This window comes from Flavobacterium potami (assembly GCF_020026915.1).
GTDB lineage: Bacteria > Bacteroidota > Bacteroidia > Flavobacteriales > Flavobacteriaceae > Flavobacterium > Flavobacterium potami.
On sequence record NZ_JAINUY010000002.1, the window covers coordinates 56,874 to 83,551 of the forward strand.

At 34.1% G+C, this 26,678-nt stretch carries 22 protein-coding genes; 5 read left to right on the forward strand and 17 right to left on the reverse strand.

The annotated features are described in order from the left end of the window. Position 1: 1 nt before the first annotated feature. The 15 genes from ribB to K6T82_RS06070 all read right to left on the reverse strand — a co-directional run bounded on the left by ribB (position 2) and on the right by K6T82_RS06070 (position 15,452). Positions 2-1,135 (reverse strand): 3,4-dihydroxy-2-butanone-4-phosphate synthase, encoded by a 1,134-nt coding sequence (gene ribB / locus K6T82_RS06000; protein ID WP_223705032.1) that lies wholly within the window; start codon positions 1,133-1,135, stop codon positions 2-4. Positions 1,136-1,137: 2 nt separating this feature from the next. Then, positions 1,138-2,595 (reverse strand): LptF/LptG family permease, encoded by a 1,458-nt coding sequence (locus tag K6T82_RS06005; protein ID WP_223705033.1) that lies wholly within the window; start codon positions 2,593-2,595, stop codon positions 1,138-1,140. Between the two features lie 8 nt (positions 2,596-2,603). Continuing rightward, positions 2,604-3,230: an outer membrane lipoprotein periplasmic chaperone LolA1 gene (lolA1, locus tag K6T82_RS06010; RefSeq protein ID WP_476702581.1), complete on the reverse strand. Its 627-nt coding sequence runs from the start codon at positions 3,228-3,230 to the stop codon at positions 2,604-2,606. A gap of 73 nt (positions 3,231-3,303) precedes the next feature. Beyond that, entirely contained in the window at positions 3,304-5,754 is a 2,451-nt protein-coding gene (locus K6T82_RS06015) for a DNA translocase FtsK (RefSeq protein ID WP_223705035.1), read from the reverse strand. An 18-nt stretch (positions 5,755-5,772) separates the two neighbouring features. Further along, a complete protein-coding gene (locus K6T82_RS06020; RefSeq protein WP_223705036.1) occupies positions 5,773-6,147 on the reverse strand; it encodes a diacylglycerol kinase in 375 nt (124 codons plus the stop codon). 13 nt (positions 6,148-6,160) lie between these two features. Beyond that, positions 6,161-6,658: a thiol peroxidase gene (tpx, locus tag K6T82_RS06025; RefSeq protein ID WP_144214976.1), complete on the reverse strand. Its 498-nt coding sequence runs from the start codon at positions 6,656-6,658 to the stop codon at positions 6,161-6,163. A gap of 447 nt (positions 6,659-7,105) precedes the next feature. Further along, positions 7,106-7,363: a DUF6952 family protein gene (locus tag K6T82_RS06030; RefSeq protein WP_223705037.1), complete on the reverse strand. Its 258-nt coding sequence runs from the start codon at positions 7,361-7,363 to the stop codon at positions 7,106-7,108. A 23-nt stretch (positions 7,364-7,386) separates the two neighbouring features. Next, positions 7,387-7,695, reverse strand: coding sequence for a thioredoxin family protein (locus tag K6T82_RS06035; RefSeq protein WP_007805605.1), 309 nt, complete (start codon positions 7,693-7,695; stop codon positions 7,387-7,389). Between the two features lie 225 nt (positions 7,696-7,920). After that, positions 7,921-8,559, reverse strand: coding sequence for a peroxiredoxin (locus K6T82_RS06040; protein WP_053471125.1), 639 nt, complete (start codon positions 8,557-8,559; stop codon positions 7,921-7,923). 125 nt (positions 8,560-8,684) lie between these two features. Next, positions 8,685-10,298 carry a glycoside hydrolase family 3 protein gene (locus K6T82_RS06045; RefSeq protein ID WP_223705038.1) on the reverse strand — a complete coding sequence of 538 codons (1,614 nt, stop codon included), beginning with the start codon at positions 10,296-10,298 and terminating at the stop codon, positions 8,685-8,687. Between the two features lie 2 nt (positions 10,299-10,300). Then, positions 10,301-10,750, reverse strand: coding sequence for a GNAT family N-acetyltransferase (locus K6T82_RS06050; RefSeq protein WP_223705039.1), 450 nt, complete (start codon positions 10,748-10,750; stop codon positions 10,301-10,303). Between the two features lie 116 nt (positions 10,751-10,866). Further along, a complete protein-coding gene (locus K6T82_RS06055; RefSeq protein ID WP_223705040.1) occupies positions 10,867-11,208 on the reverse strand; it encodes a tetratricopeptide repeat protein in 342 nt (113 codons plus the stop codon). A 21-nt stretch (positions 11,209-11,229) separates the two neighbouring features. After that, entirely contained in the window at positions 11,230-12,501 is a 1,272-nt protein-coding gene (locus K6T82_RS06060) for an MFS transporter (protein ID WP_223705041.1), read from the reverse strand. Continuing rightward, the gene (locus K6T82_RS06065; RefSeq protein ID WP_223705042.1) at positions 12,488-14,056 is read right to left on the reverse strand and encodes a glycoside hydrolase family 10-like protein; all 1,569 of its coding nucleotides are present in this window, start codon (positions 14,054-14,056) and stop codon (positions 12,488-12,490) included. The genes K6T82_RS06060 and K6T82_RS06065 overlap by 14 nt, the downstream gene beginning before the upstream one ends. A 187-nt stretch (positions 14,057-14,243) precedes the next feature. Then, a complete protein-coding gene (locus K6T82_RS06070) occupies positions 14,244-15,452 on the reverse strand; it encodes an anhydro-N-acetylmuramic acid kinase (RefSeq protein WP_223705043.1) in 1,209 nt (402 codons plus the stop codon). 205 nt (positions 15,453-15,657) lie between these two features. On the opposite strand from K6T82_RS06070, the gene K6T82_RS06075 reads away from it, so the two are divergent. Genes K6T82_RS06075 through K6T82_RS06085 form a run of 3 tightly spaced genes read left to right on the forward strand, consistent with a single transcriptional unit; the run spans position 15,658 to position 18,620 of the window. Further along, positions 15,658-16,215, forward strand: coding sequence for a LemA family protein (locus K6T82_RS06075; RefSeq protein ID WP_223705044.1), 558 nt, complete (start codon positions 15,658-15,660; stop codon positions 16,213-16,215). After that, complete coding sequence (locus K6T82_RS06080) at positions 16,215-17,171, forward strand: DUF3137 domain-containing protein (RefSeq protein ID WP_223705045.1); 957 nt, start codon at positions 16,215-16,217, stop codon at positions 17,169-17,171. Before K6T82_RS06075 ends, K6T82_RS06080 begins: the two co-directional genes overlap by 1 nt. A gap of 30 nt (positions 17,172-17,201) precedes the next feature. Beyond that, the gene (locus K6T82_RS06085) at positions 17,202-18,620 is read left to right on the forward strand and encodes a hypothetical protein (protein WP_223705046.1); all 1,419 of its coding nucleotides are present in this window, start codon (positions 17,202-17,204) and stop codon (positions 18,618-18,620) included. A gap of 292 nt (positions 18,621-18,912) precedes the next feature. On the opposite strand, the gene K6T82_RS06090 is transcribed toward K6T82_RS06085, so the two are convergent. Next, positions 18,913-19,740 (reverse strand): mechanosensitive ion channel family protein, encoded by an 828-nt coding sequence (locus tag K6T82_RS06090; protein WP_223705047.1) that lies wholly within the window; start codon positions 19,738-19,740, stop codon positions 18,913-18,915. A gap of 386 nt (positions 19,741-20,126) precedes the next feature. Here K6T82_RS06090 and K6T82_RS06095 point away from each other — a divergent pair, with 386 nt between their 5' ends. Continuing rightward, a complete protein-coding gene (locus K6T82_RS06095; RefSeq protein ID WP_223705048.1) occupies positions 20,127-23,036 on the forward strand; it encodes an FAD-binding and (Fe-S)-binding domain-containing protein in 2,910 nt (969 codons plus the stop codon). A gap of 153 nt (positions 23,037-23,189) precedes the next feature. On the opposite strand, the gene K6T82_RS06100 is transcribed toward K6T82_RS06095, so the two are convergent. Next, positions 23,190-24,350 carry a Gfo/Idh/MocA family protein gene (locus tag K6T82_RS06100; RefSeq protein ID WP_223705049.1) on the reverse strand — a complete coding sequence of 387 codons (1,161 nt, stop codon included), beginning with the start codon at positions 24,348-24,350 and terminating at the stop codon, positions 23,190-23,192. Between the two features lie 392 nt (positions 24,351-24,742). Here K6T82_RS06100 and K6T82_RS06105 point away from each other — a divergent pair, with 392 nt between their 5' ends. Beyond that, the gene (locus K6T82_RS06105; RefSeq protein WP_223705050.1) at positions 24,743-26,668 is read left to right on the forward strand and encodes an amino acid permease; all 1,926 of its coding nucleotides are present in this window, start codon (positions 24,743-24,745) and stop codon (positions 26,666-26,668) included. The last annotated feature ends 10 nt before the right edge of the window (positions 26,669-26,678 follow it).

A 26,678-nucleotide genomic window follows, 5' to 3' on the forward strand; every position in this document is an offset into this window, starting at 1 on the left:
ATTAGTAATTAACATATTCAGTAATTTCAAGTCCATAGCCAATCATACCAACACGTTTTGTCTGTTCAGTATTTGAAACTAATCTGATTTTAGAAATATCTATATCATGAAGAATTTGGGCTCCAATTCCGTAATCTTTACTGTCAATAATAACTTTTGGAGCTTTCAAAGTTCCGTTAGACTGTAGTGTTTTAAGCTCCGAAATTCTATTTAAAAGATTTACCGCCGTCATGTCCTGATTGATAAAGATTACGGCACCTTTTCCATTTTCATTAATTACTTTAAACATGTCGTCTAATTGCTGTTCAGCGTTATTAGTTAATGTTCCTAATAAGTCATTATTTACTTGAGAAGAATGTATTCTAGTTAAAATTGGTTCTCCCGAATTCCATGTGCCTTTTGTCAAAGCAATATGGATTTGTTTATTAGTTGTTTGTTCGTAAGCTCTTAATCTGAAAGTTCCAAAACGAGTTTCAATGTCAAAATCTTCTTTTTTGACAATCAGGCTGTCGTGCTGCATTCTGTAAGCTACTAAATCTTCAATTGAAACTAATTTCAAATTGAATTTTTTCGCTACTTCAATAAGTTGAGGTAAACGAGACATTGTACCGTCTTCATTTAAGATTTCGCAGATTACACCAGCAGGTTTAAAACCCGCTAAACGTGCGAAATCAATTGCAGCTTCTGTATGTCCAGTTCTTCTTAGAACACCTCCTTGTTTTGCAATTAATGGAAAAATATGGCCAGGTCGTGCTAAATCGTGAGGTTTAGTATTAGGGTCAACTAAAGATTCAACTGTTTTAGAGCGATCAGCTGCAGAAATACCAGTAGTGACTCCGTTTCCTTTTAAGTCAACAGAAACGGTAAATGCAGTTTCCATGTGATCGGTGTTATTGGTAACCATTGCGCGTAGATCTAATTCTTTACATCTGCTTTCTGTAAGTGGTGTACAGATTAAACCGCGTCCGTGCGTTGCCATGAAATTGATCATTTCTGGTGTCACTTTTTCAGCGGCAGCTAAAAAATCACCTTCGTTTTCACGATCTTCATCATCGACTACAATGATTACTTTACCTTGACGAATATCTTCTATAGCTTCTTCAATGGTATTCAGTTGTATTTTTGTTGTTGACATAATTATTCTTGCTTTTGAGCTGGAAAAAACCGCTCGGAAATTTTCTGAAATAGTTGTGAAATCGGAGTTGTAATCGCATCGAAATTAATCAATCCGTTATCATTTGTAGCACGGTAAGTTAAAAGAATGGCCAGTGGCGATAGGATAAATGATGACATCCATGATCCTAAAAATGGAGACATACCGCCTTCCTGTGATAATCTTTTTCCGAAAGTATTGATAAAATGAAAAGTAATAAAGATTAAAACGGCAAATACAATTGGAAGCCCAAGTCCTCCTTTTCTGATAATAGCACCAAGTGGCGCTCCAATAAAGAACATTAAGAAACAAGCAAAAGCAATAACGAATTTCTCGTATAATGCACTCAAATGTTTATTGATTTCTCTTTGTTTGTCTTTTAAGTCTTTTTGGGTCGTTTCTATGGTGTAAATGTTGCTTGTAATATTACTTCCTGCCATTTTTAAAATATCTACCTGATCTTTGTTGGAATACAATGACATAAGATTATTGGGCAGTTGTTTTTTCTTTATATCTTTTCTTACAGGCTGTGGTACTGCTTTTCTAATTCCGACTCTTTGATTAATGTTTTCAGAAAAAGAGACGATTTCATTATCCAAATTTTTGTTTAATGAATCTAAAGTATAACGTAATTCGTTAACATTCAACATTGCATTTGTACCAGCAATGCTTTCCTTGCTGTCGTCAACTTTGTTTAATTCTGATAAGTCGATATTGATGATCTGTTTTTTAAATTTTCCTTTTATAAAAGGCAATTTAGCGCGATCTTCATATTTTTTGGGTGTAACATCTTGATAATAATAACCGTCATTTAAAACTAGTTGAAGAATGCTCGATTTTTCACTACTAATTAATTCACCGGTTTTGGATTTAATAACAGTCTTATTTTCACCCATGGTGCTTGGCTTTTCATGAATGGTTACGCCTGTAAGATGATTTCCGTTTTCTCCTGTTTTTTTGTTGACTTTGATATTGTAAAATCCAACATCATTAAATTGGCCTTCGGCAATTGCCATTGCTGGTTTAGCTTGTGCTATATTTTTTCTAAAGTTTACAAATTTATATTCTGCGTAAGGAATAACATTATTTGCAAACCAAAAAGCGACAATACTTAAAACAAAAATGAAGATAATCAGAACTCTCATAGCCCTTTGCAGAGAAATTCCAGAAGATTTCATTGCAGCAAATTCATAATTTTCGGCAAGATTTCCGAAAGTCATAATAGAAGCCAGTAAAACCGATAAAGGTAAAACCAATGGTATAATACGAGGCATAGAAAAAAGCAGGAATTTCACGACCAATATTAAGTCGAGATCTTTACCTGCTAGTTCTGAAATAAATAGCCATACTGTTTGGAGTATGAATATGAAAAATAAGATTACAAATACCGTAGCAAATGTAAATAAGAATGTTTTTAATAAGTATTTGTCTAGAATTTTCAACCTTCTGATTAATCTAATTTATTAATGTAGTATTTCGGGTATTTACTCGCTACAAATGTAAATTGATTTTTTGACAATGGCTGATTGGTTTTAAAAGAATTAACGGTTAAAGTTGTTTTTGTTCCGTTTTTTCCAGTTTCAATCAGGTTGTAAATATGTTTAGTCTGAACGTCGATACCTAAAAGGATTTCTTTTCTTTGGTCTTTTCCGCTTGTCGGAACTAATTTGATGTATTGAATTTTTCTGCCTTTAACATTCTGTACAATGTCCATATTGTATTTGTAACCAGAATTAAAGAATGTTAACATTTTTGAAGGTGTTATTGCATTATCGTCTTTTTCATTTACTTTAGAAACAGTAACTTCTTCATCTTCTGGAACAATTGTGTATGTTTTTTGTCCATCAAAAATTTTAGTTACGCCCATGAAATTCAAAACGTATTGATTTCCTTTCATAGTAACATTTCCTTTACTGTCCTGGTTGATGTTCTCTTTTGTGTTGTTTAGAGAATATTTAAAATCAATTACAATATTGTTGTAGCTTTTTATTTTAGAAGTTACTTCGTTCAATAGATCTTTCGCTTTTTTATCCTGAGCTTGAATAGAAGTGAAGCTCAATAGCAAAATAACTGCCATTTGAAAACACTTTTTAGTCATGTTTGTGATAGAATTGTTGTTGATTTCTTGAATTTTTGCTTTCATGATTGAGTTAATTTTGTTCATTATTAAAAAATTGATCAAGAGCACTTAAGTCTAAAATATTTACGCTTCTGGCCTTACTGCCTTCAAATGGACCAACGATTCCTGCTGCTTCCAATTGATCAATTAGACGACCAGCTCTGTTGTATCCTAATTTTAATTTTCGTTGCAATAAAGAAGCAGAACCCTGTTGTGCATTGACAATTATCTCCGCAGCTTCTCTAAATAAAGTGTCTCTTTCGGAAATATCTATATCAAGATTAATGCCATTTTCTTCTCCAACAAACTCTGGAAGCAAATAAGCTGTAGCATATGCTTTTTGGGCACCAATAAAATCTGTAATTTTTTCAACTTCCGGAGTATCAATGAAAGCACACTGAACACGAATAACATCATTGCCGTTGGTATATAATAAATCTCCTCGACCAATTAGCTGATCAGCTCCTTGTGTGTCCAGAATAGTTCTAGAATCAATTTTAGAAGTTACTCTAAATGCAATTCTGGCAGGGAAATTGGCTTTAATTAAACCTGTAATAACGTTTACAGATGGTCTTTGTGTTGCAATAATCAAGTGAATACCAATTGCACGTGCCAATTGAGCCAAACGCGCAATAGGAACTTCAACTTCTTTTCCGGCAGTCATAATCAAATCGGCAAACTCATCGACAACCAAAACGATGTAAGGTAAAAATCGGTGTCCCGCTTCTGGATTTAATTTTCTCGACTTGAATTTCTCGTTGTATTCTTTAATGTTACGAACCATCGCATCTTTTAATAGAGAATAACGATTATCCATTTCTACGCAAAGCGAATTTAGAGTATTGACAACTTTGGCGTTATCTGTAATAATTGCATCTTCTGTGTCAGGAAGTTTGGCTAGATAATGTCTTTCAATTTTATTGAAAAGTGTAAGCTCTACTTTTTTCGGGTCAACCAAAACAAACTTTACTTCTGCAGGATGTTTTTTGTATAAAAGTGAAGTTAAAACCGCATTTAAACCAACAGATTTACCTTGTCCAGTTGCACCCGCCATCAATAAGTGAGGCATTTTAGCCAAATCGACAACAAAGGTTTCATTAGAGATGGTTTTTCCTAAAGCAATTGGTAGTTCCATTTCAGCTTCTTGAAACTTAGCTGCTCCAATAACGCTTTTCATAGAAACCATAGTTGGGTTTTTGTTCGGAACCTCAATACCGATAGTACCTTTTCCTGGAATTGGCGCAATAATACGAATTCCTAGTGCTGATAATGATAAAGCGATATCATCTTCTAAACTCTTAATTTTAGAAATTCTGATTCCCGCTTCCGGCACAATTTCGTATAAAGTAACAGATGGTCCAACGGTTGCTTTAATTTGTGCAATTTCAATTTTGTAGTTACGAAGCGTGTCTACAATTTTGTTTTTATTTTCTTCTAATTCTTCCTGATTAATTGTAATTCCACCAGTCGAATATTCTTTTAATAAATCGATGGTTGGAAATTTGTAATTGGATAAATCCAAGGTTGGATCAAATAATCCAAAATCGGCAACTAGGCGAGAAGCTAAATTTTCTTCTATAATATCTTCTTCTTCCGCTTTTTCAATTACGAAAGCTTCATCAGGAGTAGCCACGATTTGAGGTTTTGGCGGAGTGATTGGTTTTAAAATCGGATTCAGCTCAATTTCAGAAGCATGATTAATAGTTGGTTTTAATGCTTCTTTATTAATTTCGAATTGAGAATCTACTGTTTTGATATGGATATCATCTAATTCAGGATCACTTTCGGGTTCTTTAACTTCAAATTCTTCTAAGTTATAAGCACTTTCAGGCTGTTGAACAGCAGGTTTTAAGGTTTCTAATTCTGATTTGAATTCCTTTTTAGTTGAGTCAAAATAAGACTGAATTTTTTCGGGTGATAATTTGATTTTGAAAATCAGATACACAATCAATCCGAAAAGGAGTGTAAGTAAAGTACCTGTTTTTCCAATATAATCTTGCAGGAATAAATTTAATTCATACCCAATTGTACCTCCTAATTCAGGTGCAGAAGTAGCAAAGAAACCGAATAAAACGGAAACTACGATAATAGCGAAAATATCCCAGAACCAAGTGTTTTTAAGTTTTTGAGTAGAAAGTTCTAATGCTAAAAACATTCCAGTAAGGAAAAACAATCGTACAAATAAAAAAGATGCAAGTCCGAAACCTCTGTAGATTACCAAATCGGCAAGATAAGCCCCGAATTTTCCGAGCCAGTTTTCGGCAACTTCAGTACGATCTCCGAGTTGGTTTACAACACTTTGATCGTTTTGCCATTGTCCGTTAACATAAAAAGAAATAAATGCTACTAATAAAGCAACAGAAAAAAGAACTAAAAGACACCCTAAAACAAATTTTTGTTGTTTAGATATCTTAAAAGATCTTTTAGTTCCTTCTTGTTTATTGTTTTTTTTATCTACAGTTTCTTTTTTACTTTTTGCCATTCTTGCGTTTTCCTTTGCCTAAATAAATTTTGGAATATAAATAATCAAACCTATTGCTATTGCGGTCAATGCGGCAAAAAATACCGCTCCTGCAGCAATATCTTTGATAAATCCGATTCGTTTGCTGTAATCAGGATGGATGAAATCGGCAATTTTTTCAACTGCCGTATTCAATCCTTCAATGCTTAAAACCAAACCGATGGCAAATGTTTGACATAGCCATTCGGTTTGTGATATGTGAAAATAGAACCCTAAAATCGTCATGATGATTCCTAAAGAGAATTGAACCATAACACTGTGTTCTGTTTTAATCAATTTTACAGCTCCTTTAAAAGCATAAGTAACGCTTTTTAAACGACCTGTAACAAAAGTATTGTCTTTTTGAAACTCCATTAGAGCGTGTGTATTATAGCGCTGCTAAAGCAGCTTCGTAATTTGGTTCGTTTGCAATTTCTGCAACTTGTTCTGTATGTAACACTTTTCCGTCTGCATCAACAACAATGATTGCTCTTGAGTGTAAACCTGCTAAAGGTCCGTCAACGATTTCTAATCCGTTTGCTTTACCAAAAGCTCCAGTTTGGAAATCTGATAAGTTTACTACATTTTCTAAACCTTCAGCACCACAAAAACGTTTTTGAGCAAAAGGTAAATCTCTAGAAATACATAAAACAGTTGTGTTTTCTAATCCGCTTGCACTTGCATTGAAGGTTCTAACAGATGTAGCACAAGTTCCTGTATCTACACTTGGGAAGATGTTTAAGACTAATTTTTTACCAGCAAAAGTGCTCAATGAAGCAACTGATAAATCGTTTTGAACTAATTTGAAGTCAGCTAATTGTGATCCAACTGCTGGTAATTCGCCTGATGTATGAACTGGATTTCCTCCTAATGTGATAGATGCCATGTTTTTTGTTTAAAATTAATGAGGTTCAAAAGTAAGGATTAATATTTGAATCTAAAAGTATTTGTTATGGGTTTAAGGAGAGATTAAGGATGGTTTTTGGATGGCCTCAAATTCACGAATTTGTAAATTATTCTAGCAAATTATTCTTAGTGATAACTGAAATTTTGAGAGAATATTGTTAAGGTTGTTTTTCTCGCAGATTTTGATGATTATGCAGATTTAACTCATTTTCTGTCAGGCTGAGCGGAGTCGAAGCCCGCATAAGTTGCTCCATAATTGAGATACATAATCTTTGTCGATTTGCTTTGCGTGGGCTTCGACTCCGCTCAGCCTGACAAAGATTGCGTAAAGACTGAGACTGAAAACTGAGACTAAAAAAAAGCGCCCCTAAAATAGAAACGCTTTTTGAACCTTGTTTTTTTATTTATTCTTGGGAAGGAGGGCGATTTATTTATCGATAGAACCTAAAACACGTTTCATGAACGTATTTAAAGCTTCTTTTTTATCTGTTCCCTGAGCTACCAATTTTTGAACTTCAAGGGCACCGTACATATTTGAAATCAATTCGCCGATTAAGTCCAATTCTTCATCTTTAAGAGAAGGAATTTCGGTCATTGCTTCTAGAACTTCGATCGTTTCGATGATGTAATCTTGATCGTTTTCTTCGATGAATTGCGTTAAATGCTTAATTACTGGTAATTTCATGTTATGGAGTTTTAATTTATGAATTACGCAATTGCGTTTACTAAGTCAATTAAAACTTCTTGTTTGTTGGTTTGCGTTTCACCAACTAATTGTCCGTTTACGAAAGTAGCGAAAGTAGGCAAGTTGCTTACATTAGCTAATTTTCTTGATTCTGGAGAATTTTCTGCATCAACCAAAACAAAAGTGATAGCTTCATTTTCTGTTGCTAATTTTTTGAATTTTGGTTTCATAATACGGCAATTTCCACACCATGAAGCTGAATATTGTACTACTACTTTTTCGTTTTTAGCAACTAAATCTGCTAACGTATCTTCGTTTAAGTCGATTAACATAATTTTATTTTTAAGACACTAAGTTGCTAAGGTTCTAAGATGCTAAGTTTGCCCTCGAACCGAATAACTTTGTGTGGATTTTTTTGATAGATTTTTTAAGTCGTTGAGATTCTAAGATCTAAGTGTGATCTTAGAATCTCTTGACTTTTATTGTAGAATTGTATCTAAGATTTAAAAGTTAAGTTTAAAAAACTTAAAAACTTAGAACCTTAGTATCTTAGCAGCTTAGTTAGCGCTTAAGTATTCAGCAGTACTAACTCTGTCAGCAGACATTGCTTCTTTACCAGCTTCCCAGTTTGCAGGACAAACTTCACCTTTAGTTTGGATGTGCGTGTAAGCGTCAACCATTCTTAAGTATTCGTTTACGTTACGTCCTAATGGCATATCGTTTACACTTTCGTGGAAAATTTTTCCAGTTTCGTCGATTAGGTAAGTAGCTCTGTAAGTTACGTTTGAACCTTCGATGATAACAGAATCTGTATCTTCGCTGTAGCTTGTAGATTCGATATCAAGAATACCTAAAATGTTAGCTAAGTTACGGTTTGTATCAGCTAAGATTGGGTAAGTAACACCTTCGATTCCACCATTGTTTTTTGGAGTATTTAACCAAGCAAAGTGAACTTCGTTAGTATCGCAAGAAGCACCAATTACGATAGTATTTCTTTTTTCGAATTCTGGTAATGCAGCTTGAAAGGCGTGTAATTCAGTTGGACATACAAAAGTAAAATCTTTTGGATACCAGAATAAAAGTACTTTTTTATTGTTGTTTACTGCTTCTTCAAAAATGTTGATTTTTAAATTGTCACCCATTTCTGAGATAGCATCTACTGCAATACTTGGGAATTTTTTTCCTACTAAAGACATAATTTTCGTTTTACGTTAAATATTTATTTCTGGTGCAAAAGTAGTCTATAAGTAAGAGTGTTTACAATAAGATGTGATTATAAAAATTTATAAGTTGATAAATTTTGACTATTTAATGTTTTAACTTATTGAATGTCAATATTTACGGGTAAAACACCGTTGGAACTATTTTTTTCGAAAAATTGAATTCCTGCTGTTTTTTGAAATTCTTCAAAATCTTGATACGACTGAATTAATCCAGAAGCCTTTTTCAGATTCGGAATTAGCGGCAAAACGTACGGATTTCCAAAAACGTAAACAATGCATTTTTTAGTTTGTAATAAATCTGAAAGCAGTTTGAAAACTTCATCATTTACTTCGAAATTATTCAAAGGTTTTGCTTTTGGAACAAATAGCGAAATAATAATCGTTTCGAATTTTTCCAATTCATTTGTGATTGTCGAAATGTCCGACGTTTCTAAACTTTCAAAAGCAAATTCAGGTGAAGGTAATTTTGCATTTAAAGTTTTGAAGAATGTGTTTTCGGTATTTTTATATAAGCTCACTTTGGCTAATTTGTTGTTTTTTTGAGCTTCAAGCGCTAAATCTGAAATTCCGTTATCGATGATTTTTGTAATTGCATTTTGCGCAATTTCAAGATTTAATTTGGATGTTTTTTCGAAGTTTAGTTCGCCTGAAACAACGGTATTTCCAGAAAGAATTCCAGCTTTTTCTTTGGCTCTCCTAATTCTGTTATAGCTTTCAAAAATACGGTTTGGCGAAGCATTTTTATAAATAGCTTCAATTCCTTCCGGAACATTTTCGGCGAAACATAAAACATCATTTCCAGCATTGAAAGCTTCCCATTCTAATTGTCCTTTTGTTTCATACAATTTAGAAACGCTGTGCATGTTCAAAGCATCAGAAATTACTAAGCCGTCGTAACCCAATTTGTTACGCAAAAGATCCTGAATAACTGCTTTTGATAAAGTTGCCGAAGTGTCTTTTCCATCGTTTAAACTCGGAACTGCTAAATGTCCAATCATAATCGAATCGACATTATTTTCTATTCCTTTAATGAAAGGATATAATTCGTTTTCTAATAATTCTTCTAAAGTTTCTTTTAAAACAGGTAATCCTAAATGCGAATCTACATTGGTATTTCCGTGTCCGGGAAAGTGTTTCAAGCATCCTAAAACACCAACTTCCGACATTCCTTTTAAATATTCTACAGCAAAATCGGCTACTTTTTCTTTGTTTTCACCAAAAGAACGATAGCCAATAACAGGATTGTTCGGATTGTTATTAATATCTGCCAAAGGCGATAAATTATATTGAATTCCAGCTGCTTTTAAATCTAAACCAATTTGTTTTCCAACCTCATAAACTAAGTTGGATTTGTTCTCTGGTAAAGCGCCAAGTGTAATAGCATACGGATATTGAGGTGTTTTTTCGATGCGCATTGCCAAACCCCATTCTGCATCAATACTGATTAAAAGTGGAGTGGAAGCGGCTTTTTGATAACGAGCAATTAATGCTTTTATTTTTTCGTAGCTATCATCATTGAAAACAACTTTTTTCTTGCTTTCGTAATTCGTTGCAGCGCTCACACGACTATGAAAAAACGTTAATCCTCCAATATTGTACTCTCTTATTAAACGTTCGGTTTCCTGAATATTTTCTTCAGTATCGTTGATGAATACTGCTGGAAAGAAAAATTGTCCTATTTTTTGTCGTAATGCTTCGGCTGTAATTGTCATTATTATAAAGTCTTTTTCATGCAAACACTATTATCCATTTCCTCGTAAGGCGGATAATTCGGAATGATGGTATATTGTAATTTTTGATATAAGTTGATGGCTTCTGGCTGGTTTTTTCCGGTTTCAAGAATGGTATAAGTATACCCCACTTCTTTTGCCCAGATTTCTAATTCGGCTAAAACTTTAGAAGCAATACCTTTTTTTCGATGATCAGGATGAACATACATTCTTTTGATTTCTGTCGTACCTGGTTCTTTTTCGCGAAAAGCGCCACAGCCAACAGGAATTCCGTTTTCGTAAAAAACAATCGTGTGTTTTATTTTATCGGTTTTATTAAACTGATTGTAAAACGCATGGTCTTCTCCATCTCTAATCGCTAAATCCTGATCTAATAAAACAACTAGATTAATAAAATCAATATCGTCTGAATTAGTGCGCTTTAAAGTAACCATGTCATTAAAAATTTAGTTATCTTTTTTTACCATTAAGGTATTAAGTAATTTAAGCCAAGCTTTATGAACTTAATGGCTTAATGGTAAAAAGAAAATTAAGCTTAATTTAATTTTAGTTATTTCAGCTTTGCTTTCTTTTGTTTGGCCAATTGTTTTTTTGTTTCGATTGCTTTTTCTAATCGGTTTTTGAAACGAAAAAGTTTTGGTAGTCCTTCCAATCGGTCTTCAATTGTAATTTCTTCGTAAACTACAATTGCTTTTTCTAAAACGCGAATTTCATTATCCAGATCATTTTCGTTTTTATAGATCGTTGCTAATCGATCATAAGGATGATTTCCTTTAAAGCCTTCCGTTACATTTTCCTCATACAATTCAATAGCTTTTTCAAGATTTCCGGTTTTTTCGAACTCAGCTCCTTTTAAGTTGCGTTCGGCCTGCAAATTTTCATTGATTTCCATAGGTAAAGTTTGATTTGGGGTTTAAACTTCTTCTGATTTTTTCCCAAAATCTTTTGGGAAAACTAAAAAACGTGATAAAATTAGACCTGGAATTGTGGCTATAAAAACCCAAATAAAGAAGTTTCCGTAACCTAAATATTTTTGTATAAATCCGCTTAACATTCCTGGAAGCATCATTCCTAATGCCATAAAACCAGTTGCAAGTGCATAATGCGCTGTTTTTGATTCTCCTTCTGCAACATGAATTAAATACATCATAAAAGCAGTAAACCCAAAACCATATCCAAATTGTTCTAAAATTACAACGATATAAATGTAATAAATTGATGCTGGGTGAAAAAATGCTAATAAAATAAAACCAATAATTGGTAAATGCATAGCCAAAAACATTGGGAACATCCATTTCGTAAGGCCATGTTTAGAAATCGCAATTCCTCCCAATATTCCTCCTAATGTTAAAGCAGCAACACCGAAAGTTCCATATATAATTCCAACAGCTTCGGTATCCAATCCCATTCCGCCTATTTCTTTTCCATCCAATAAAAATGGACTTAACATTTTAAGTAATTGTGATTCTCCTAATCTGAAAAGTAGAACAAAAGCCAGAATTAATCCGATTTGTTTTTTCTTGAAGAAGCTGATAAAGATAGTTCCAAAGCTTTGATGAGAAGTTTCTTTTTTGTTTTCTACAACATTGATTTCGTTCTTTGGAGTAAAAATGAAATTGTAAGCTGTAATAAATGTCATTAATAAACCAACACAAATCATCGTATATGACCAAGCTTTTGTATTATCACCATATTTATGTTCTAAATATCCTGCAAATAGTACCACTAATCCGTTTCCTGCAAGCATAGAAAGTCTGTAAAAAGTACTTCTGATTCCGATAAAAAAGGATTGTTTGTCTTCTGGTAAAACCAATAAATAAAATCCGTCAGTAGCTATGTCATTTGAAGCCGAAGCAAACGCGGCTACCCAAAATATAGCCAATGACATCATAAAAAATCCGTTTGTTGGAATTGTTAATCCAACCAATAAAAAAGCAATTGATATTATTAATTGCATCCATAAAAACCACTTTCTTTTAGTTCCTATTAATTCAATTAGCGGACTCCAAAGTGGTTTTACAACCCAAGGAAGATATAATAAACTGGTATAAAGACCGATGTCTTCATTGCTTATTCCGAGATTTTTGTACATTAAAACCGAAACTGAAATAATTATGGCATACGGAAGGCCAGAGGCAAAATTAAGAAGCGGAATCCAGAACCAAGGTTTATTATCTATTTTCATTAGGTTGATTTGGTATATAGTTTTTTAATGGCTTTTTTAAATCTATTGCTATTGGTGTACTTTCGTTGGCATAATAATCGATAAAAGTTACAGCTGCAGCTTTATAAAGATTCAGTTTTCCAGCAGCGATTGCGAACGTAATCTTTCCGTCAACTTCTTTTATTGTCACTTTTTCAACGATTTTTGTGGCATCGTTGATATCGATTTTCGAAACATGTTCGCCTCCATAAACTACCATATAGCGAACCTTTGTATTCAGCGGACTTTTGAATGTAAAGTTATATTTAATACTGTCTTTATTGTATTCCAATATTTTTGGCGTATCGATAATGACATGTCTCAAATTAGGAACTGCAGCAGGAAGTGCAGGGTATTTATATTGATTTTCTTCTAAGTGACGAACCACATCAAAGTTTTTTCCCATGAACCATTTTGAACTGAAATAGGCACTTCCAGAAACATTTTTGAAAGTTCTTAAGAAATCAACTTGGGTCGGTATTTCAGTCATGTAATTCCAGTTTTTGTCACCATCTCCTCTAATTTTGTAAGAGGCATGACCAATATAAATAGCGGTATTGTTTGAGTTTTCAGACCACCATTTTACCAATTTAGAATAAGAAGCCCTCGGATTATTCATGCTCCAATACAATTGAGGCAAAATGTAATCAATCCATTTTTGGTCCATCCATAACATCGGGTCGGCGTATAAATCATCATAATTTGAGGTCGATTGTGTTTCAGAACCTCTTGGATCCTGAGATTTATTTCTCCAAACGCCAAACGGACTAATTCCGAATTGAACCCACGGTTTACTGTCTTTGATTGTTGTTGAAATCGTGTGTACAAAATTGCTCACATTTGCACGACGCCAATCGGCACGACTTAAACCTGCGCCATATTTTAGGTAAGAAGCATTATCATTAAATGTTTTTCCAGGAACAGCATAAGGATAAAAATAATCATCAAAATGAATCGCATCGATATCATATTTATCAACGACTTCTTTAACCACTTTGGTTAAATGAGCCTGAACTTCTGGCAAAGCAGGATCGTAATAATATTTTCCACCATATTCGATCATCCATTCCGGATGTTTAAAAAGATCGTGATTTGGACTTAAAAGGTTTTTATTCAAATCGAAAGTAGCGCGATACGGATTCAACCACGCATGAAATTCAAAACCTCTATTATGTGCCTGTTCAATCATCCACTCCAGTGCATCGTAATACGGATTTGGAGCCAAGCCTTCTTTTCCTGTCAAAAATCTTGACCAAGGTGCAAAATCTGAAGGATAAATCGCATCTCCAACACTTCGAACCTGAACAATGACAGCATTATAATTTAGTTTTTTGTAAGCTTCTAAAATTTCAAGATAATCAGCTTTTTCTTTTTCAACATTATCGATACTTGTTTTTGGCCAGTCAATGTTTACGACGGTTGCAATCCAGACACCTCTGAACTCGTTTTTAGGATGCATGTTTTTTTCCTGCGCAGAAATCGAAGTAAAGAAAAATGTAAATAAAAGAAATAATATTAAGTGCTGATTTTTATGCATTTCAAATGTTTATTTTAACAAGAATCAAAAATAGTTTTTTTCCGCCACGAATTCACGAATTATTTTTTTTAATGATCGCGCGTTTTTTCGCCACGAATTCACGAATTTTTATTTTCTCAAAGTATAGGAAAAAATTAATTCGTGAATTACTTCGTCTGTCCCTTCGGTCGAGTCGTGGCTATCTTTTTTAATCTGGAAACGAAATTTTTCCCATTGTTACTGATGGAATTCCTTTGCTGTTTCCGAAATTATAATCGCCTCCAGAAACGGTTTCATTTGCCAAAAGCGCAAATAAAACGGCTTCTTTCGCATCGCTTAAAATGCCCAAATCGTCGCTGGTATGAAACTGGCAAGGCAATAATTCCTTTAGCCATTTTACTAACAACGGATTATTTGTTCCGCCTCCAGACATATAAATATGAAACTCTTCTGCTGGAATTAGAGTGTTTTCTATTGTGAAATAAATCGCTTGTGCAATTGTTTCGGCGCTTAAACGAGTTAAAGTTGCCAGCAAATCTGATGCCGAAATGTTTTCTAATTTTAATTTTACTAAAGCCGACTGCACAAAATCGAAATTAAATAATTCTTGTCCAATTGATTTTGGGAAGCTTTTCTGGAAGAAATCATCTTTTTTAAGTTGGTTTAAAAGCTCTTGATTTACAATTCCTTGTTGCGCGATTTGGGCATCTTTATCGTAACTTTTTTCAGGGAAATAATGTTTGGTAAAAATGTCGATTAAGGTATTTGCCGTTCCAGTATCGGTTACAAAAACTTCCTCGGCGTTTAGCGAAGCTGGTAGATATGTATAATTCCCGATTCCGCCCATGTTGAGCATGATTCTGTTTTCGCCTTTTTTTCCAAACAACAAATAATCGCCATAAACCGCCAAAGGTGCACCTTCGCCACCAGCCGCAACGTGTTTTTGTCTAAAATCTGAAAGTGTAATAATTCCCGTTTTTACCGCAATATGATCGCCGTCTCCAATTTGTAAAGTCGCATTTGGAAATTTTTCCTGCTGATGCAAAAACTTCGGAGCGTGTAAAACCGTTTGTCCGTGCGAAGCAATTAAATCTACTTCGCTTGACGAAATATTCCATTTTTTCAAACAATCGTTAATCATGTCGCTGTGCAATATTCCAATCCACTCATTTAATAAAGCCAAATGCTGAAAATCGATTGTTCTTTGAGCAAATACTTTTCTGATTTCATTTTTAAGGTTTTCAGAATAAGAAATCGTTTCAAATTCTAGGATTTTTACATCGGTATTTTCGCCAGAACCAGAAACATCGCATAAAGCAATATCAAGTCCGTCGAGTGAAGTTCCAGACATTAAACCCAATATTTTTCGGGTTTCTTTTTGAGCTATATTATAAAGTGCGGTTATATTTTTATTCATTTAAAATGAGGTTTTATAGAAGTCAGTTTATTGATAACGCTAAAATGGGATTATTTTGGATATAAAGTTATAGATTTAAGACAATTTTTATTTTTGACCATCATTTAAGTAAATAAAGATTTGTGATATAAATCTTAAAAATTAAAATCCAAACTTACTGCCTTTTCTATATATTTGCTCATAACCAATTCAAAAAATTAAAACCATGTTTGTTATTATAGGACTTTTTGTTTTCCTTTTTATTATCGGAATCGTAATCTACAATTCACTTATCGGAAAAAGAAATCAGGTTACCAATGCTTTCTCTGCGATTGATGTGATGCTGAAAAAACGTTTCGATTTGATTCCGAATCTTGTGGAAGTTGTAAAACAATACACGAATTACGAACAAAGCACTTTAACTAAAATCGTTGAACTTCGCGCCAAAGCAACTTCAGGTAATTTAACCGACGAAGAGAAAGCGAGTTTAGATACTGAATTAAGTTCTGCTGTAAAAGGTTTGATGGTAACAGTTGAAAATTATCCTGATTTGAAAGCCAATACCAATTTCTTAAATTTACAGACGACTTGGACAGAAAGTGAAGAACAAATTGCCGCTGCGAGAAGAACTTACAATTCTGTAGTGACAGATTATAACAATGCCATTATGATGTTTCCTGGCAATATGTTTGCAGGAATGTTGGGTTACACTAAAATTGATGTGCTGTCAACTCCAGAAGAAGAGCGTAAAAATATTAGTGCAAAAGAACTATTCAATAATTAATGGATTCAGAAGTAAATTCGAAAGCCAATCTGCAGGAAATACTGAATACCTTAGAAGTTGATCGAAAAAAAATAGCCGAAACGTATCAAACCTGTTACATTTTAATTGGCCTTGCGGTATTGATTTTAGTTATTGGATTCATCATCCGATTTGTTCCGTTGGGAATTATTGGTTGCTTAGTTCCTATAATTATTGCGATTGTAATCTATTTGCGAATAGAAAAAGATGCTGTAAAATACAAAGATGCTTATAAGATAAATGTTGTTGGAGCAGCGTTAAAAGATATTAACGAAACGTTGACTATTACTCCATATAATGGACTTCCGCAATATGAGTTTATAAGTTCAGAACTTTTTACAACAAGACCTGATCGTTATAAAACTCAGGATTTAATAAGCGGAACAGCCGATAAAACATCATTTTGGTTTGCCGAAGTTCATGCCGAATACAAAACGGAAACTCGCGACAAAAATGGAACAAAAACAACTTGGCATACCATTTTTAAGGGAATTATTTTTGTAGCTGATTTCAATAAAAACTTTAATGTTTCGACTATTGTGCGTCCAAAAGGTATTGCAGATGCCATTGGTTCGTGGTTTTCGAAAAACGTTTTCAGTTTTGGCAACTCCGAGTTAGTACATTTAGAAAACACAGTTTTTGACGAAATATTTGTTACCTATTCCAAAAATCAAATTGAGGCGCGCTATATTCTAACACCAGCTATGATGGAAAGAATTTTAGATTTAAACAAAAAATCTGATGATACAATTTCGGTATCGTTTATAAATTCTAAAATGTATATTGCTTTCCCGTTGTCTCATAATTACTTCGAACCACCAATTCATTCTTCACTTTTAGCTCCAGATTTGCTTACCGATGATCTTTCGATAGTGAAATTTATGCATGATATTGTTCATGAACTGGATTTGAATACTAGGATTTGGGGGAAGGAGTAAAGAAGTTACAAGTTTTCAAATCTTTTAAATATGTTTCATTTTATAATGCAAAGGATATTTATTCTGTTATTATTGTTCGCTTTCTCAAAAGTAAAATCACAGGATTTTGCAGATAAAATTGTTATATCAAGGATTGTTTATGTAAATCAGTTTGGTGATGATGAAACTGAGAAAGTGTATAAAATAGAGAAGAAGGAAATAAATTCGCAAAAATCTATTTCAAAGTTGTTGTCAGAATTGAATAAATCTGATGATAGTACTCAACTATTGCAAAAATTTAAAATAGACATTAATTACATAAAGAATAGCCCTGAAAAATTATTGAGTTTATATAAAAACGAAAATAAAATTGCATGGAATTCACAACAAAAAGAATATGCTTATAAAGTCTTAAAAGATTTGAATCTATACAATTCATTATTAAATTCTTATTTAAATAACGGATGTTGCTATACAATGCATAATTTTTATAGAGCTCAATTTTTGATTGAAGTTTTTAAAGATGATGCATTGATAAAGACTTTTAAATCAAGAAAAGCGGTTTGGGGTTTTATTATGCCTTATCAAGATGTTTTAGGTAGCATGAATTACAATTTTGAGATTGATAAACAAATTGAAAAATTATTTAAAATCAAGTCAAAAACCAAAGCGCCTCTTGAAGGAGCGGAGTTGTTGCGATATTTGGTTAATAAAATAATTGATAATAATATGCAGGAGCTTTATAAATTATCTGCATATGATTATTTGACAGAAATTAATGAATTAAAAACAGATTTTGAAGTTTTGTCTTTTGAAGAAATGTATGGGAGGGGAAGATATATTTGGAATGAGGCAAAAACATTTAAGATAAGATTAAAAAACAAGGACATGTTTCCCAATGTGTATATTAATTTTTTGGCTTCAAAAACAGGCCAATCTATTTATTCAAGAGACTCTATAAAATCAGATTATAAAGAAATTGTAAAAAGAGTTCAGTCTGTAAAATTTATTAAAGATTATTTGAACTCAAATCCAACAACAATTCTTGATATTTACTATTTCAACAATAGCGGCATTAATGCTTATAATATTGATGGAGTGAATAAAAACCCTGTAGAATGGAAAAAGCAAGATGATTATATTAAAAGCTTAGAATGGGAGAAAGAACATGGTATCAACTTAACTTTTGATGTTAATAAAGCGGTAAAAACAGCGGAAAGAAATAATTGTGGTTGTAACTATAGGTTTAGTCAGGACTTTATAGAAAAAGCAATTTTCTTTGAATTAACTGATGAATCTAAAAATGAAAATTCGATCTGGTTTTTATTGCCAGATGATACTGTTTTGTTGTATATAATGTCAGGACAAAAAGTACTTTATCATAGCTATTCGGAATTTGGGGAATATACAGGAATACAATATCCTTGTGTGTTATTTGATACTGATGGAAAGAGTATTAATAAAAAATGATTTATTGCAATAAATCACTGCAAAATAATTATAAAACGTTATTTTGAGAAAAGATAAACGAAGGTAAATTTCCAGCTAGTTTGTCATTTCGAGGAACGAGAAATCACACTAGAAATTCGACAAAGATTGGTGATTCTCTTTACGGAATCCCGCGTGTGATTTCTCCTTACGTCGAAATGAGAAGATTGGGGAGATTTGTTGTGGGAATATTAGGTTTCATAAGACTTCGACTACGCTCAGGGTGACAATTGGGAAACCTCAGAACCTTAGTGCCTTAGTATCTTAGAACCTTTTATTTAAGCACAAATTCATTCTCTTTCAACTTCTTCAAAACCGCCGCAATAATCTTAGAACGACATTCTGAATTTTCGTTATAAGGCCCTGTTTTAACCCAATATCTGATATTTAAATGGACAATACCACCACCAGCGACATCAGTAATTACGGCAGCATTTTCATGATCTTTTTCTGTAACCTCTTCACTATTTCCTAAAACTTCTTTTACGAGTTCGATGGCTCGTGTATAATCAGAACCATATTCGAGTCCGACGGTGAAAGTTTGGAGTAGAAAACCTTCGCTGTTATAGTTAATAAGGGTGTTTTTTATAAGAAGCGCGTTTGGAATATAAATGATTTTAGAATCGCTTTTGACTTCGGTATCGCGAAGATTAAGGTTGATGACTTCGCCTTTTACGCCGTTGCTTTCAATAATATCACCAATAGAAAATGGTCTTTTAAAAGCTAGTAGAATTCCGGCAAGGAAATTTTCGCCAATATCTTTAAGTGCAAAACCAATTACAAAAGCTGAAATTCCCGCACCTGCAAGCATGCTTTGTGCCACGCCTTCGAGACCAATAATTCGGAACATAAACAAGATTCCGATAATGATCAAAACCGATTTAATTAAACGGGCAATAAAAGTTGCCAAAAGACGATCGTGCATTCTGGCTTTGAGTCGGTTTCCGGCAAAAATACCGATACGGCTTGCAATAAACCAAGAAACGAGAACGACCAAAATGGCCAGAATAAATTTTGGCGTAAGATCGACAATGCTATTGTAATAACCTTCGAGGTGGTTGATGACGTCCTGAAAGAAATTTTCCATAATTGTAAAAGGCATAAAATGTTTAAAATTGTTGAGTGATTCTTTTTTTTTAAACACATAGAAACATAGTTTTTCTTTGCGAGTAGAGGCATTTCATTTACTTAAATTCACATAGTTTAACGTAAAGTGCTATGTGTTAAAATCTAAATTTTTTCAACTGTTCTCAGAATTTAAAGAAATAAATCTATGTTTCTATGTGTTTAAAAATTTTTACCCAACTTGGCAAAACTTTAAAATTAGTTTTTTAGTGAGATTCAGCCTTTACAGGATTCTCTCAGAATTTTATAAAATATGACGAAGTTGTTATATAAATTCCCAAAATAGAATCGTTTTGCCTTGCGATATTTTTATCTTTGTGTTCTGAGTTTTTTCAGGAAATATTTTTATAAAAAGCACATTACATGTTGACCCAATCTCATTTAGAGCAATTAGCCGCTAGTCTCGAAGGCACACTTTTATTCGATGAGCTTCATAAAACGCTTTATTCTACAGATGCTTCGGTGTACCGAATTAAACCCAATGCGGTGGCGATTCCTAAAACGACTGAAGATATTGCCAAACTAATCAAGTTTGCGACAGAACATAATATGTCGGTTACGCCAAGAACTGCAGGAACTTCACTGGCTGGACAAGCGGTAGGAGACGGATTGGTGATTGATGTGTCGAAGCATTTTACAAAAATCATTTCATATAATGCCGAAAAGAAAACCGTTACGGTTCAGCCCGGTGTAATTCGCGATGAGCTGAATTTATTCTTAAAACCGCATGGCGTATTTTTTGCTCCCATTACATCAACATCGAACCGTGCCATGATTGGCGGAATGGTAGGAAATAACTCTTCTGGAACAACTTCTATTCGATATGGTGTTACTCGTGATAAAATTGCTGAGGTAAAAGCAATTTTAAGCGACGGTTCTGAAGTGGTTTTTAAAGACCTGACTTCGGCTGAATTTATCGAAAAAACAAAAGGTGATTCTTTAGAAAATAAAATATACAAAACGATTTACGAGGAGCTTTCGATAAAAGAAGCTCAGGAAGAAATCGTAAAAGAGTTTCCGAAACCAGAAATTCACAGAAGAAATACAGGTTATGCCGTTGATATTCTGCTTAAATCAGAATTATTTGGAGGAAATGAACCAACCATAAATCTTGGGAAACTGCTTTGTGGAAGCGAAGGAACTTTGGCTTTTACAACTGAAGTTACGCTGAAAGTTGACGATTTGCCTCCGCCTCATAGTATTATGGTGGTTGGACATTATCATACGATTCAGGAATCTTTAGAATCGGTTGTCGTGGCAATGAAACATCATTTGTACACTTGTGAAATGATCGACGATACGATTTTGGATTGTACGAAAACAAATCGCGAACACATTAAAAACCGTTTCTTTTTGGTTGGAGAACCCAAAGCGATTATGTTGTTTGAAGTCGCTTCGCATACTTTGGAAGATGCCGAAAAACAAGCCGACGCTTTGATCGCCGATTTGGATCAAAATAATTTTGCTTACGCTAAAGTAAAAATCTACGGAAATGATATTGACAAAGCCAACGAACTGAGAAAAGCAGGTCTTGGACTTTTAGGAAGTATTGTGGGCGACGATAAAGCAGCCGATTCTATTGAAGATACAGCAGTTGAATTGAGCGATTTACCAAATTATATTGCCGAGTTTTCGGCAATGATGTTGCGTCACGGACAAGAAGCGATTTATTACGCGCATGCGGGTGCGGGAGAATTGCACCTTCGTCCAGTTTTGAATTTGAAGAAAACATCCGATTTAAAATTATTCAGAACCATTGCGACGGAAGTAGCGCATTTGGTAAAAAAATACAGAGGTTCGCTAAGTGGAGAGCACGGCGACGGAATTGTGCGCGGAGAATTTATTCCGTTTATGATTGGCGACAAAAATTACGAATTGCTGAAAAGAATCAAACTAGCATTCGATCCAAATTCGGTTTTGAATATTGGGAAGATTGTAAATGCCTTGAAAATGGACGAGAATCATCGTGTAATTTCAGGTAGAGTAGAACCAGATATTAAAACCTTTCAGGATTTCTCAGACAGTTTAGGAATTTTACGTGCAGCCGAAAAATGTAACGGTTCTGGCGATTGCCGAAAATTGCCGTCAGGCGGAGGAGCGATGTGCCCGAGTTATCGCGCGACGAGAAATGAGAAAGAAACTACGCGTGCGAGAGCGAACGCTTTGAGAGAATATTTAACGTATTCTGAAAAAGAAAATAAATTCGACCAAAAAGAATTATACGAAGTTTTTGAGTTGTGCGTAAGCTGTAAAGCCTGTGCAAGCGAATGTCCGAGTAATGTGGACGTAGCAACTTTAAAAGCGGAGTTTTTATATCAATATCAAAAAGCAAACGGATTTACAACCCGAAATAAGATTTTTGCCAACAACGCCAAATTGAACAAAATGGGAAGTAAATTCCCAGCGATTACGAATTTTATTTCAAATCAGTCTTTGGTGAAAAAAACAATGGGAATTGCGCCGGAAAGGCAAGTTCCGTTATTGGCGAAAAAGACTTTTAGAAAATGGTATTCTAATAATAAACCGACAACTACTAATTTTCCAAACGGAAGATTGTATTTGTTTGTAGATGAATTCACGAATTATTATGATGTCAATATCGGAATCGATGCATTCGAATTATTGACTAAATTAGGCTATCAGGTTTTGGTTGTCGATCATGAAGAAAGCGGAAGAACGTATCTTTCGAAAGGATTCCTAGAAGAAGCGAAGAAAATCGCCAATCATAACGTAAATGTTTTTAAAGATCTAGTTTTAGGAAATGCTCCTTTAATCGGAATTGAACCTTCAGCGATTTTGACTTTTAGAGATGAATATCTCCGTCTAGCAGATGATAAAGAAGCTGCAGAAAAACTATCCAGAAATGCCTTTACAATAGAAGAATTCTTCAAAAAAGAAATCATAGACGGTAAAATCACAGCCGATTCTTTCTCGGAAGAAAGTAAAGAAATTAAAATTCACGGACATTGCCACCAGAAATCATTAAGTTCTGTTGAAGCGACTTTTGCGATGCTGAATCTTCCAAAAAATAATACGGTTACGATTTACAATTCGGGTTGTTGTGGAATGGCGGGTTCTTTTGGTTATGAAAAAGAACATTATCAAGTCAGCATGCAAATGGGCGAGGATACGTTATTTCCAAAAGTAAGAAACACTGCAGAAAACGTAAAAATCGCTGCTGCAGGAACAAGCTGTCGTCATCAAATTTATGATGGGACAAGTCGTGAGGCTCTGCATCCTGTTAGTATTTTACGAAGCTGTTTAAAAAGTTAGCCACAAATTACACGAATTACACAAATTATACTTTGCGCTGATTTCACAAATTAAAAAATTTGAGTAATTCGTCATTAAAAAATATTTTACGCAAAAAAAATAATTCGTGAATTGCTTCGCCTGTTCGCTATCGCTCGGGTCGTGGCGAAAAAACTATTTCAAACTAACTTTCTTTCCTGTTTCTGCGGCTTTATAAATAGCATTGATAATTCTAACATCTTTAATTCCTTCTTCTCCTGTAATATGATTTGGGAGTTTTTGGTTTGCTAAAATCACTTTACAAATCTCATCCATTTGAGTTTGCTGTTGGTTTATCACCGGAAAATTAAATAGTTTTCCATCAGATCTTTTGCCTACAAAAGGTCCGTAACTTACTGCAGGACTCATTTCGAAGAAACCTTCATCGGCAGCAGCGTGAAATCTATCGATTCCAAAACCATACGAACTGCTGCAATTCGCAACGGCACCACTTGGAAATTCCATTTGCCAGGTAATGTTTTCTTCTACTTGCGCGAATCTGTTTTTGTTATTTATGGTTCCAAATTGAGCAGTAACCGCAATTGGTTCTTCGCCTAAAACATAACGCGAAACCTGTATGCAATAAACTCCTAAATTGATTAGCGCTCCGCCGCCTGCGAACTTTTTAGTAAGTCTCCATTCGTTACGAGCGTTTAAATCGACAGGTTTATTTACGTCATGAATATCATAAGTGCTGTAACCAAGACCAGTTTCGATATAGCGAACCTGACCCAAAACTTTTTGCTGTCCCAATCGTTTTATTTCTAAATGATTTGGTTCATAATGCAAACGATAACCCATTGCTAGTTGTACATTATTATCATTACAAGTTTTTATCATTTCTTCGCAATCTTCAGCAGTAATGGCCATTGGTTTTTCGACAATAACATGTTTTCCTGCCTTTGCAGCACGAACAGTAAATTCTTTATGAAGCGAGTTTGGAGTTACAACATACACCAAATCAATATCTTTATTTTTTACGATTGAATCGAAATTTTCGTAGTTGTAAATGTTCTTCTCTTGAATATTATATTTGTTCTTCCACGTTTCAGCTTTAGAAGGCGTTCCTGTAACAATTCCCGCAAGTTGGCAATATTCAGAAACCTGAAGACCTTCAGCTAATAATGAAGCATAGTTTCCTAAACCGCATAAAGCGATATTTAATTTTTTTCCCTTGTAAGGTATAGACGATTTTTCTGTTTCGGTTATAAATGAAGGAAGTGTGGTCATTACAACGGAAGCGCTAACGCCAAGTCCAAATTTATTTACAAAAGAACGTCTCGTAATTTTTTCCATAAAATGATTCTTTAAAATTAAATACTACTTATCAGTATGCTCATTTTGAGAAATGTTACATTTGTGGTTTCTATTTAACCGCAAAGAGCGCGAAGATTTTTGTTTCACGCAGATTTTGCAGATCTGAGCAGATTTTTATTTGAAAAATTGGAATAAATTAAATCTGCGATATCTGCTTAAATCTTTTTAAATCTGCGTGAAACAAAAAAAATAATTAGAGTTATCAATTGGAAAAAAGAAAATTCGAGAAATTAGTGCAATTCGTGGCAAGAAAAAAAATCACAAAAAAACAAAATGGTTTTATATATTTGATTTCAAGATAATTTTTGCATTATTTGCAAAATAAAACCAGAAGGACTGAATTAAATCAATTAATAATAGCAAAAACACATATGGCATTTTCAAGTTTATTCCGAAAGAAAACAGTGCAGGATATTCTGAAACAGGTTGCAAAGAACGAGGCAGATGGACATGAGGCATTAGGAAAACACCTTACAACCAAAGATTTAACTGCTTTCGGAATTGCTGCAATTGTTGGAGCTGGAATTTTCAGCACCATCGGAAAAGCGAGTGCAGATGGAGGACCAGCTGTAATATTTTTGTTCCTTTTTACCGCTCTTGCCTGTAGTTTTGCAGCTTTTGCTTACGCCGAATTTGCATCAATGGTTCCCGTTTCAGGAAGTGCTTATACGTACTCATATGTAGCTTTTGGAGAAATTATCGCCTGGATTATAGGTTGGGCGTTAATCATGGAATATGCCGTTGGAAACATAACCGTCGCCATATCGTGGAGTGATTATTTTACGGGACTTCTCCAGAGCGGTGGCATTCATTTACCGCAGTGGATTCAAATGGATTACCTAACCGCTTCAAACGGTTTTAATGATGCCGAAGCTTTAATGCGAGGCGGAAAATCATTCGAAAATTTAAGTACAGCTTTACAACAAGCTCACACAGCTTGGACGACAGCCCCAACAATTGGTTCATTTCATTTTGTAACCGATATTCCGGCTTTATTCATTATTATCTTAATTACTGCCTTGGTTTACAGGGGAATGAAGGAATCTCGTAATGCAAGTAACTTAATGGTTGTTGTAAAACTTTGCGTGGTACTTTTAGTAATTGCGGTTGGAATTTTTTATGTAGATACAGCCAATTGGGATCCGTTTGCGCCAAATGGGGTTAGCGGTGTTTTAAAGGGAGTATCGGCCGTTTTCTTTGCTTATATTGGTTTTGATGCGATTTCGACAACAGCGGAAGAATGTAAAAACCCACAAAGAGATTTACCACGCGGAATGATGTGGGCCATTATCATTTGTACGATTTTATATATTGCCATTGCTTTGGTTTTGACTGGAATGGTAAAATATCACGAACTAAATGTTGGAGATCCTCTTGCATTCGTGTTCGATAAATTAGACTTAAAATGGATGTCGGGAATCATCGCTGTAAGTGCGGTGGTGGCAATGGCGAGCGTTTTATTGGTTTTCCAAATGGGACAGCCTCGTATCTGGATGAGTATGAGCCGTGATGGTTTGTTACCAAAGAAATTCTCAACGGTTCACCCAAGATTCAAAACGCCATCTTTTGCAACAATCGTTACAGGATTTGTGGTTGCAGTTCCAGCATTATTTTTAAACCTGACAATGGTAACCGATTTATGCAGTATCGGAACTTTATTTGCCTTTGTATTGGTTTGTGCAGGAGTTTTAGTTCTTCAAAATAAACCTGAAATTCCGAGAGGAAAATTCAAAACGCCTTACATCAACTCAAAATATATTTTACCAGTTTTAATTATTGCTGGTTTGTACTATGCTTTTGCTTTCAATAATAAAGCGACAATGGCTTTTATTAATAACGATGCCCAGACTTTTGATGCAACATCAATTGTAACATCATTAAATAAAGAAGAATCTACAAAAGTTTTCAATTATTTAGAAAGCATCGAAGTAAATAATAAAACCACCGAAACATCAGATTTAGAACATTTATTAGGACAATATCAAGATGACGAGGTTAAATATGCAGAAGTAGTAAATGGATTGCCGATTAGCGATTCTTTAAAATATGAATCAGGATTTAGTTTATTCAAACACAAAATTCCAATGTGGATTTTTCTTTTCGTTTTAGTTGGATTAACCGTTTGGGCAATCAGAAGAAATCTTTCTTTGATTCCGCTTTTAGGATTAATTTGTTGTTTGTATATGATGGCCGAATTAAGCGTTTGGAACTGGATTTATTTTACCGTTTGGTTAATAATCGGATTGCTGATTTACTTTGGCTACAGCCGAAAAAATAGTAAGTTGAACACTATTTAGGAGCTTTTTT

Coding starts and splice junctions, on each gene's coding strand:
- ribB (WP_223705032.1), bottom strand. CDS start 1,135: ATGTCAACAACAAAAATACAACTGAATACCATTGAAGAAGCTATAGAA.
- lolA1 (WP_476702581.1), bottom strand. CDS start 3,230: ATGGCAGTTATTTTGCTATTGAGCTTCACTTCTATTCAAGCTCAGGAT.
- K6T82_RS06015 (WP_223705035.1), bottom strand. CDS start 5,754: ATGGCAAAAAGTAAAAAAGAAACTGTAGATAAAAAAAACAATAAACAA.
- K6T82_RS06020 (WP_223705036.1), bottom strand. CDS start 6,147: ATGGAGTTTCAAAAAGACAATACTTTTGTTACAGGTCGTTTAAAAAGC.
- tpx (WP_144214976.1), bottom strand. CDS start 6,658: ATGGCATCTATCACATTAGGAGGAAATCCAGTTCATACATCAGGCGAA.
- K6T82_RS06030 (WP_223705037.1), bottom strand. CDS start 7,363: ATGAAATTACCAGTAATTAAGCATTTAACGCAATTCATCGAAGAAAAC.
- K6T82_RS06035 (WP_007805605.1), bottom strand. CDS start 7,695: ATGTTAATCGACTTAAACGAAGATACGTTAGCAGATTTAGTTGCTAAA.
- K6T82_RS06040 (WP_053471125.1), bottom strand. CDS start 8,559: ATGTCTTTAGTAGGAAAAAAATTCCCAAGTATTGCAGTAGATGCTATC.
- K6T82_RS06045 (WP_223705038.1), bottom strand. CDS start 10,298: ATGACAATTACAGCCGAAGCATTACGACAAAAAATAGGACAATTTTTC.
- K6T82_RS06050 (WP_223705039.1), bottom strand. CDS start 10,750: ATGGTTACTTTAAAGCGCACTAATTCAGACGATATTGATTTTATTAAT.
- K6T82_RS06055 (WP_223705040.1), bottom strand. CDS start 11,208: ATGGAAATCAATGAAAATTTGCAGGCCGAACGCAACTTAAAAGGAGCT.
- K6T82_RS06060 (WP_223705041.1), bottom strand. CDS start 12,501: ATGAAAATAGATAATAAACCTTGGTTCTGGATTCCGCTTCTTAATTTT.
- K6T82_RS06065 (WP_223705042.1), bottom strand. CDS start 14,056: ATGCATAAAAATCAGCACTTAATATTATTTCTTTTATTTACATTTTTC.
- K6T82_RS06070 (WP_223705043.1), bottom strand. CDS start 15,452: ATGAATAAAAATATAACCGCACTTTATAATATAGCTCAAAAAGAAACC.
- K6T82_RS06075 (WP_223705044.1), top strand. CDS start 15,658: ATGTTTGTTATTATAGGACTTTTTGTTTTCCTTTTTATTATCGGAATC.
- K6T82_RS06080 (WP_223705045.1), top strand. CDS start 16,215: ATGGATTCAGAAGTAAATTCGAAAGCCAATCTGCAGGAAATACTGAAT.
- K6T82_RS06085 (WP_223705046.1), top strand. CDS start 17,202: ATGTTTCATTTTATAATGCAAAGGATATTTATTCTGTTATTATTGTTC.
- K6T82_RS06090 (WP_223705047.1), bottom strand. CDS start 19,740: ATGCCTTTTACAATTATGGAAAATTTCTTTCAGGACGTCATCAACCAC.
- K6T82_RS06095 (WP_223705048.1), top strand. CDS start 20,127: ATGTTGACCCAATCTCATTTAGAGCAATTAGCCGCTAGTCTCGAAGGC.
- K6T82_RS06100 (WP_223705049.1), bottom strand. CDS start 24,350: ATGGAAAAAATTACGAGACGTTCTTTTGTAAATAAATTTGGACTTGGC.
- K6T82_RS06105 (WP_223705050.1), top strand. CDS start 24,743: ATGGCATTTTCAAGTTTATTCCGAAAGAAAACAGTGCAGGATATTCTG.